This window comes from Streptomyces sp. A01, from assembly GCF_059026195.1.
Genome location: NZ_JBWLKN010000009.1, coordinates 290608 through 298726, shown reverse-complemented (window position 1 = coordinate 298726; position 8119 = coordinate 290608). Strand labels below are relative to the sequence as shown.

6 protein-coding genes are annotated in these 8119 nt (G+C 70.2%); 1 reads left to right on the top strand and 5 read right to left on the bottom strand.

The annotated features are described in order from the left end of the window. Positions 1-254: 254 nt before the first annotated feature. Positions 255-761, top strand: a complete 507-nt coding sequence (locus AC5P1B_RS15355; RefSeq protein WP_493887643.1) for a nucleoside deaminase — start codon at positions 255-257, stop codon at positions 759-761. Positions 762-2031: 1270 nt separating this feature from the next. Here the strand turns inward: AC5P1B_RS15355 and AC5P1B_RS15350 are convergent. The 5 genes from AC5P1B_RS15350 to AC5P1B_RS15330 form a co-directional block, all read right to left on the bottom strand. Further along, on the bottom strand, positions 2032-3285 hold the full coding sequence (locus AC5P1B_RS15350; protein WP_493887642.1) for a styrene monooxygenase/indole monooxygenase family protein: 1254 nt from the start codon (positions 3283-3285) through the stop codon (positions 2032-2034). Positions 3286-3378: 93 nt separating this feature from the next. Continuing rightward, on the bottom strand, positions 3379-4044 hold the full coding sequence (locus AC5P1B_RS15345; RefSeq protein ID WP_493887641.1) for a GTP-binding protein: 666 nt from the start codon (positions 4042-4044) through the stop codon (positions 3379-3381). Positions 4045-4048: 4 nt separating this feature from the next. After that, positions 4049-4438 carry a DUF742 domain-containing protein gene (locus tag AC5P1B_RS15340; RefSeq protein ID WP_493887640.1) on the bottom strand — a complete coding sequence of 130 codons (390 nt, stop codon included), beginning with the start codon at positions 4436-4438 and terminating at the stop codon, positions 4049-4051. Beyond that, a complete protein-coding gene (locus AC5P1B_RS15335) occupies positions 4435-4971 on the bottom strand; it encodes a roadblock/LC7 domain-containing protein (RefSeq protein WP_493887639.1) in 537 nt (178 codons plus the stop codon). The genes AC5P1B_RS15340 and AC5P1B_RS15335 overlap by 4 nt, the downstream gene beginning before the upstream one ends. Then, a complete protein-coding gene (locus tag AC5P1B_RS15330) occupies positions 4968-8093 on the bottom strand; it encodes a sensor histidine kinase (RefSeq protein WP_493887638.1) in 3126 nt (1041 codons plus the stop codon). The genes AC5P1B_RS15335 and AC5P1B_RS15330 overlap by 4 nt, the downstream gene beginning before the upstream one ends. Positions 8094-8119 lie beyond the last annotated feature (26 nt).

Genomic DNA, 8119 nt, shown 5'->3' with positions numbered 1-8119 from the left:
CATGCACGACGCCTTCCTCCAGCTTGCCCACTGCATGACCCTCGCCCGCAAGCACCCAGCATTCCGAAAGGACCCCTAAAGCCCCATGCCTCGTACGCACCCCCACTTGTCTGGTGCACACCAGCGGAACGGGCAAGCCTCGTTCCTGACGCCTCTCGACAGGGGACACCTAGCGTGACTGGTGCGCTTCGTGTCCCTGAAGGGTGGCCCTTCAGTGACGTGTATTCAACTGACGTAGGCAGAGAGGTAGACGCATGTCCGGATCGCTCAGCACGAGGGATCGAGAATTCCTGCGACGCGCCATCGAGCTATCTCGTAGCGCCCTCGAAGATAAAGGGAAAACCCCGTTTGGGGCCATCCTGGTTATCGGCGATAAGATAGTTAGTGAAGGCACTAGCAGTGTCGTGGAGCTACGTGATCCAACTGCGCATGCTGAGGTTATGGCGCTACGCAAAGCCGGACAGGCAATGCAGCGACATCTATTCGAAGATGCCGTTATGTACGCGAGTAGCGAGCCGTGTCCCATGTGCCTTGTCGCGTGTTACTGGGCTCGTCTGCCACGGCTGGTCTTCGGGGCGACGAGCCACGACGTGGCTATGAATGGCTTCGAGGACTTGCAGCTATACCGCGAGGTCGCTTATCCAACCGGCCGCCGCTCATTGCGTGAAGACGTTGCGCAAGGTGCGTTGCAGACTCAAGCGACGGCAGTCCTGCAAGCTTGGGCCGATCAGCTGCCAGAGCCAGTTCGACCCAAACTCTGAGAACGAGCGGCCTCCGGCCGCGCTCAACATCAGGCGCCCGCGAGCGGACGCGGCCGGTGGTGGCCGGGCGTGCCTGACAGCTGCCGCTTGTCGCGAGGCGAAGAGACCACCCGGCCGCGCGGCGTGGTGGTCTCTTCGGTCCGTGCGCGAGCGACTGTCGGACTGTGCGGCTGAAGCACACCGGTCCCCCTCGTGGTAAAGCAGTCTTCCGAAGAGGGTGTGTGGCTCTAGCGTCCGCACTTCTCCGACCGTCGTGCTCTGCGTTTGGGCAGGTCAGCGCACCTGTGTAGTCGGCGGGTCGCGCGCTGTTGCCGGACGCTGCGGACGCTGAGGGTTCGTGCTTAGCGTCCGCAGTGTCGCCGCAGATCAGAGGGGGTCGCGTCGCTCGTGCGGACGCTGCCGACGCTAGTTTCCTCTTATCTCTACAAAAGAGTGGTGTAGTCGTCCAGTACCGGCCACCACTCGACTGCGGTCAAGGACGGCTCTTCAGGTGGAGAGACTCCCGTCGGCTCCCTCCCCTGAAGAGCCAAGAGCGACCACGTGGGCGGGGCAGGGGGGTACGGCGGCTGCCCACGGTTGCCCCGCCCACGTGGCTCGTGGGCAGGCACCGCCACACGGCCGGGGACGACAGCGGCACCCGCTCGCCCGCACAAGCAAGAAGAGCACCGCGGCCGAGCGTGCTCTTCGCGCTGTTCGGCGGCGGCGCCGCCCTGCGATGGTCGCGCCGCGAAGCGGCTCCTTCTTCACGCCCTGAGGGCAGAGCACAACCCTGGCTGTGTTGGTCACTGTGTGTGCAGGGACGGAGGCAACGGGATGCCCCGACATACCGTTTCCAGAGGCTTCGGGGCGGGTTGCGAAGCTGCCTCCCCGCCTCCCCGAACGCGGTTGCTCGCTGGTCAGGTGGGGGAGGCAGGGCCGGGGAGGCGGTTGGGGAGTTCTCCCCGTCTCCCCGGCCGCCTCCCCGTCACCGTGCGCGACGTCTCTCGCGAACACGTCCGGTGTCGCATGTCATGTCGCCACGCCGATGCCCTGATGCAGCGCCACTGATAGCGGCCCCGTGCGGGCGCCCGCACCCCAGGAAACCCGAAACCGGCAGGTCGCTCACACGAGCCGCTATCCGCTAACACCCAGCTCACGGCCTGTTCCGGCCGCTATCGGGCCTGCTAGCGATAGCAGGCCCGGCCGCTAGCGATAGCAGGCCCGTCCGGGCCGTCTGCGGGCCGTCCGATGACGACCGACAACCACGGTTGGACGGCTGGTCAGAACCCCATCAGGCACCGGCGACCGAGGCCAGGTACGCCTGGGTCTTCTCCGGCTCATAGAAGAAGTTCTCGAAGTCGGCCGGGTCGTTGAAGCCGTTCGCGAACCGGTCGGCCACCGGCTGGAGCCGGCCCGCGGCGCCGAACATGGTGAGGACGTGCTCCGGTGGCGGGGCCAGCATCGTGTTCGTCCACTTGGTGACGTGCCGCGCCGTCGCCCAGTAGCGGTCGAAGGCCGCCTGCATCCACTCCTCGTCGAACGGCTGGTCACCGCGGTCGATGATGGAGGCCAGATACGAGGCCGCGCACTTGCTCGCCGAGTTGGAACCCTGCCCGGTGATCGGGTCGTTGGCGACCACGACGTCGGCGACACCGAGCACCGCGCCGCCCGATGGCAGCCGCCCGATCGGGTGCCGCACGGTCGGTGCGTAGCGCCCGGCGAGGGTGCCGCCCGCGTCGGTCAGCTCGACCTTGGTCGACCTGGCGTACTCCCACGGCGTGAACTTCTCCAGCAGCCCCAGGGTCACCGCCAGGTGCTCGTTCGGGTCCTTGATGCCCTGGAAGACATCGAGCGGGCCACCCGGTATGCCCTCCCAGAAGAGGATGTCGGCGCGCCCGGACCCGGTCAGCGTCGGCATCACGAACAGCTCGCCCACGCCGGGGGCCAGGTTGCAGCGCACCGCGTCGTAGTCGGGGTGCTCCGGGCGCGGTTCCATCCCGTGGACGTAGGCGACGGCCAGCGCCCGCTGCGGGGTGTCGTACGGGGAGCGGGCCGCGTCACGGCCGAACATCGACACCAGCTCGCCCTTGCCCGCGGCGACCAGCACCAGGTCGTAGGCGCGGGAGAGGTAGTCGAGGTCGGAGACGGCGGCGCCGTGGATGACGACCTGGCCACCGCGCTGGGCGAACGTCTCCATCCAGCCCGCCATCTTCAGCCGCTGGTCGACGGACTGGGCGTAGCCGTCGAGTTTGCCGACCCAGTCGATCAGACGCGTGGACGACCCGGTCTCCGCGTCGGGCGGCCCGGCGACGGAGACGCCTATGCCCTCGATCTTGGGTGCCTGATTCTCCCAGAAGTTGACCTTGACGTCGCGCTCGTGCTGAAGGGCCGTGTGGAACATGCACTGGGTGGACATCACCCGCCCGGTGCGGATCTCATCGGCCGTGCGGTTGGACATCAAGGTGACCTCGTACCCCTGGGACTGCAGGCCGAGGGCGAGCTGGAGGCCGGACTGACCGGCCCCGACGATGAGTATCTTCCGCATGACAGAGCTCTCTTCTCACAGCGGCACAGGACAGTTTCGGCCAACATCAAAAAGAGGAACCTCATGTTCCTCTCGGCCGGGGCAGACGCTACGTCACTCGGGTGTGACGTCAAGTGCGCAGGCGACGAGGGCCAGCAGTGAGTCGACAACTGTGACCCTGCGCCGCGCGTCCATGATCACTACGGGTACGTGCGGCGGCACGGACAGCGCCTCGCGCACGTCCTCCTCGGCGTACTCGCGGGTCCCCTCGAAGTGGTTGACGGCCACCACGTACGGAAGCCCGCCGCTCTCGAAGTAGTCGAGAGCGGGCCAGCAGTCCTCCAGTCGGCGGGTGTCGGCCATCACCACCGCGCCGATCGCGCCTCGCACCAGGTCGTCCCACATGAACCAGAAGCGCTGCTGACCCGGGGTGCCGAAGAGATACAGCACCAGGTCCGATTCGAGGGTGACGCGGCCGAAGTCCATCGCGACCGTGGTCGACATCTTCTGCGGGATCGCCGCGAGGTCGTCAATGTCCTCGCTGGCCTGCGTCATCAACGCCTCGGTCTGCAACGGAGTGATCTCCGAGACCGACCCGACGAACGTCGTCTTGCCCACGCCGAAACCGCCCGCCACCACGATCTTCGTCGCGATGGGGGCGCGCGTATGGTCCAACTGCCAGTCCTGCAGCCCTTCCTCAGCCAGCGCTTCGGCCTCAGCGGCGGCAGCGTCCTCGGCCGGGGCAGCGCAAGCCCCGCCGACGGCCGGTATCGCCGTCATCGTCTCAAAGCCTGCGGAGTCCACCCAGAACCCTTTCGAGCAGCGCGCGGTCCGGCTGCCCGGGGCCGCGCCCCGTGCCGTAGACGCGGATCTTTCCCTGGTCTGCCAAGTCGCTGAGCAGTACGCGGACCACCCCCAGCGGCATCTTGAGTAATGCGGCCACCTCGGCGACCGAGCGCATCCGGCGGCACAGCTCGACGATGGCCCGGACCTCCGGCACGACCCGGGCGTTCAGTCCGCCCGACGCCAGCTCCCGGCGCTCGTCGGGGGCTTCGAGCGCCGCCACAAACGTTTCCACGAGCAGCACATGGCCGAACCGGGTGCGGCCGCCGGTGAGCGAGTACGGGCGCACTCTTGACGGCTTGCGCCGAGGCAGCCGGGAAGCGACAGTCACCGGGCCGACTCCACCGACTTGCGCAGCTCGCTGCGCAGTTCGGGGGTCAGCACGTGGCCGGCACGGCCGACGAACAGCGCCATGTGGTACGCCACCACGGTCATGTCGCAGTCGGGGGCGGCGTGCACGCCGAGCAGCGAACCATCGCTGATCGACATCACGAACAGACTGCCGTCGTCCATCGCGACCATCGTCTGTTTGACGGAACCGCCGTCCATCAGCCTGGCCGCGCCCAGCGTGAGGCTGCCGAGGCCCGAGACGATCGTGGCGAGGTCGGCGCTTGAGCCCTTCGGCCCGTCCTGCCCCACCACCGGCCGCGCGGGCATGGCGGCGGCCGCGGTCCCGTCCGGGTCGGAGGAGAGCAGCAGCAGGCCGTCGGAGGAGACCACGGCCACCGAGTGGATGTCCGACACCTCCTCCACCAGGTTCGTCAGCAACCAGTGCAGATTGCGCGCCTCGTTGCTCAGCCCGTAGGCGTTGGCGCTGGTTCTGGCCGGAGACCCGGGGGTCGCCCCCCGGAAGATTGCGGTCAACTGTGTGCCTCCTCGACGGTTTCACCCTCGTCTAGCGCCCCCGCTTGATGCTGCGTCTGCTGCTGATCCCCGTACCGCGTGTGCTGCGGCTGCGGCTGTGTGGGCGGCTGCTGCCGCGTCCACTGCTGGTCCTGTGGCTGGTCCTGTGGCTGGTTGTCCTGTGGCTGGTTGTCCTGTGGCCGGCTCTGTCGCCGCTCCTGCGGCTGGATCTGCTGCCAGTCCTGTGGCTCGCCTTGCTGCCGCTCTGGTCGCCGGTTCTGAAGCGGGTCCTCCTGCTGCTGGGCGGCGAGCTGGCCGGCGATCTCCGCCTCGGCGTCCAGGCGGCCGTGCCGTGCGCCCCGCTGGAAGCCGCCGAGCCGACGGCGCAACGCGTCGGCGTCCACCTTGCCGCGCTCCCGCACCGCCGGTTTACGCGGTGCGATGATCTTAGGGGTCCGCTTGGGCAGGCCCTTGTCCGTATGGGGTCCGCCTTCGAGCGGCCGCGCGTCTCCTGGGGCGGACGAGCGCTCGTCGTCCGGGCGGCCCTGGGCCGGGAGAGCGGGGGACGCGGCGTCCGCGTCGGCGATGACGGCCAGCTGGATCGTCCGCTCGGCGGCCACGACCATCGGGTCGGGCTCGTCACCGAGCTCAAGACCGGGAGCGGGGCGGTACTGAGGCGTGCGCGCCGGGACGCGCCCCGGGACGGCTGGGCCGGTGGCCGCCGTGCCGTGCGCGCCGAGCTGGGGCTCCGGGTGCTCGTGGCCGCCGGGCAACGACGGCTCCGCGTGGCGACCGGGTCCGGCGGCCGCTGCCTTGGCCTCCGGCCCCGGCCCGAGCGCCCCGCCGCCCAGGGTCGCGCTCCCGGCGTCCGAGAGCGGCGCCCCGGCGTCGGCGTCCGTGATCCGGGGCCCGGCTGCGGCGGTCGCGCCCGTCCCTGCCCTGTTCGCCGCGACGCCCGTCGCGCCGGTCCCGGTGACCGTCCTCGCGTACGGCGCGACCGGCCTCCCGCTCCGGGTGTGCCCCGGCAGCGCATGTGAGTTCGCCTCTGCCTCGGAGCCCGGCAGGCTCGGGCCGCCGCCCACCGGCCAGTCGGGATCGTGCCCCGGCGCGAACGCGTGCGCCGCGCCGGCGGCCGACGAGCCGGTCGGAAGGATGGCCTGGGGAAGCACGACGACGGCGGTGACCCCGCCCTGCTTCTGCTCACGCAACTGGACCCGCACACCGTGCCGGGCGGCCAGCCGGGTCACCACGTACAGACCGAGCCCCAGCGGGTCTTCCGGCTGCGGGCCCTGGCAGTACTCGGGGACCGGGTCGGCCAGCCGCTCGTTCAGCTCGTCGAAGCGCTCCGGGGTCATGCCGATGCCCTCGTCCTGCACGGAGAGCATGACCTCGCCGCTCTCCAGCAGCCAGCCGGAGACATGCACCTCGGTGCCGGGCGGCGAGAACACGGTGGCGTTCTCCAGCAGTTCGGCGACCAGGTGGCTGACGCTGTCAGCCGCGAACCCCGCGACCTGCGCATGCGGCGGCAACGACTGGACACGGATGCGCTGATACCGCTCGACCTCGCTGATCGCGGCGCGCAGCACGTCCAGCAGCGGCACCGGTCCCGGGTGGCTGGACTGGCGCTCGGAACCCGCGATGACCAGCAGGTTCTCGCTGTACCTGCGCATGCCGGTGGCCAGGTGGTCGAGGGTGAAGAGGATGTCGAGCTGGTCCGGGTCCTGCTCGTTCTCCTCCATGCTCTCGATGACGGCCAGTTGCCGCTCCACGAGGCCGAGATTGCGCAGCGCGAGGTTGACGAAGCTGCTGTGCACCCGCTCCCGCAGGCCGTTCAGCCGCGTCTCGACCTCCTCCTTCTGCTGCCGCAGCTCCGCCTGCTCCTGCCGCGCTTCGGCGACCTGGTCCGTCAGCCGCCGGCGCTCCTCCAGCAGGTGGCCGCGCTCCGCCGCGAGCTTCGCCACGCGGGCGCGCTGACTGCCCGCGCCCTGGTGCAGCGCGTTGACGGCCCGTACGACGTCGGCGAACTCGTCGCCGCGCGCCTGGTCCCGTCCCCTGAGGGCGGCGGGCTCGGTGCTGGCGGGGTCACCGGCCAGCCTGCTCGCGCCCTGCCGCAGGGCGGCCAGTGGCCGGGTCATCGAGCGGGCGGAGTGCACGCTGACGGCGACGGCCAGCAGCAGGCATCCAGCGATGAGCGCGGCCCGTACTTCCAGGGCGGTGACCTTGTCGTCGCGTGCCTGCTCCAGCCGCGCCAGCTCACTCGTCGTCAGTGACGCCTCGACGCCCCGCATCCGGTCGATGCGGGCGGAGAGCGCCGCGCCCACCCGCTTGCCGTCCAGGGCCAGATCGCGGCTGGAGAGCCGGGGCTGGTCGGTGAGGCGGGCGAGGTAGTGCTCGGCGGCGCTCACCTCCGTGCCGTTCACGGTGCGGCTGTAGCGGTCGCGGTCGGCGCGCGGGGCGGTCTGCTCGAAGTCGGCGAGCGCGGCCTGTTCGCGGACGTTGGTCCGCTGGGCCCCGGCGGTCAGGCCGCCGTGGTCCCCATCGGCGGTGAGGCCACCGAGCAGCAGGCCACGGGTGGCCGACGCCTCCTCGACGGCGCGGCCGAGCGGGCCGAGGGAGTCGGGGTCGATGGAGTCGGCGGCGCGGTGCAGCGCCTGGACGGTCTCCGAGTACGCCTCGAAGGTGTCGAGGGGCGAGCCCGGTCCCGACAGCGCGCGCTGGCGCACCTCGGGAAGCGCCTTGAGATGTTTGGTGGCGTCCGCGAAGGCGTCGGGGCTGTTGGCGGCGGCCCGCCGCAACTCCGCGACCTGCCGGTCGACCCGGCCTCGCATGTTCTCCGAGACACCGGCGCCGGAGGCGGTGGAGCGCCCGGTCGCCACGAACTCGGTCATGACGTCGCGTTCGTCGGACAGCGAATGGGCGAGGGCGACGGCGGTGGTGCTGGTCTCGGCCCGGTCCACGAGCCGCTGGGCGTCGTTCGCCTCACCGGCGGCCGAGGTGATGACGGGGGCGCCCGCCGCGAGAACGGTGATGGCGACGACGGCCACGGACGCGACGAGCCGGTTACGCACATGTGTGCGGCGCCCCGGCGCGGCGTCCTGCTCGACTCGCTCGCGCTTGCTGCCCCGAAGCCGTCTCTTCCGCACCGGTGCCCACATTCTTCTCTCGCCCG

What these genes read in the sequence shown, in the direction of transcription:
- AC5P1B_RS15355 (WP_493887643.1), top strand. Translation starts at nt 255, where the DNA reads ATGTCCGGATCGCTCAGCACGAGGGATCGAGAATTCCTGCGACGCGCC.
- AC5P1B_RS15350 (WP_493887642.1), bottom strand. Translation starts at nt 3,285, where the DNA reads ATGCGGAAGATACTCATCGTCGGGGCCGGTCAGTCCGGCCTCCAGCTC.
- AC5P1B_RS15345 (WP_493887641.1), bottom strand. Translation starts at nt 4,044, where the DNA reads ATGACGGCGATACCGGCCGTCGGCGGGGCTTGCGCTGCCCCGGCCGAG.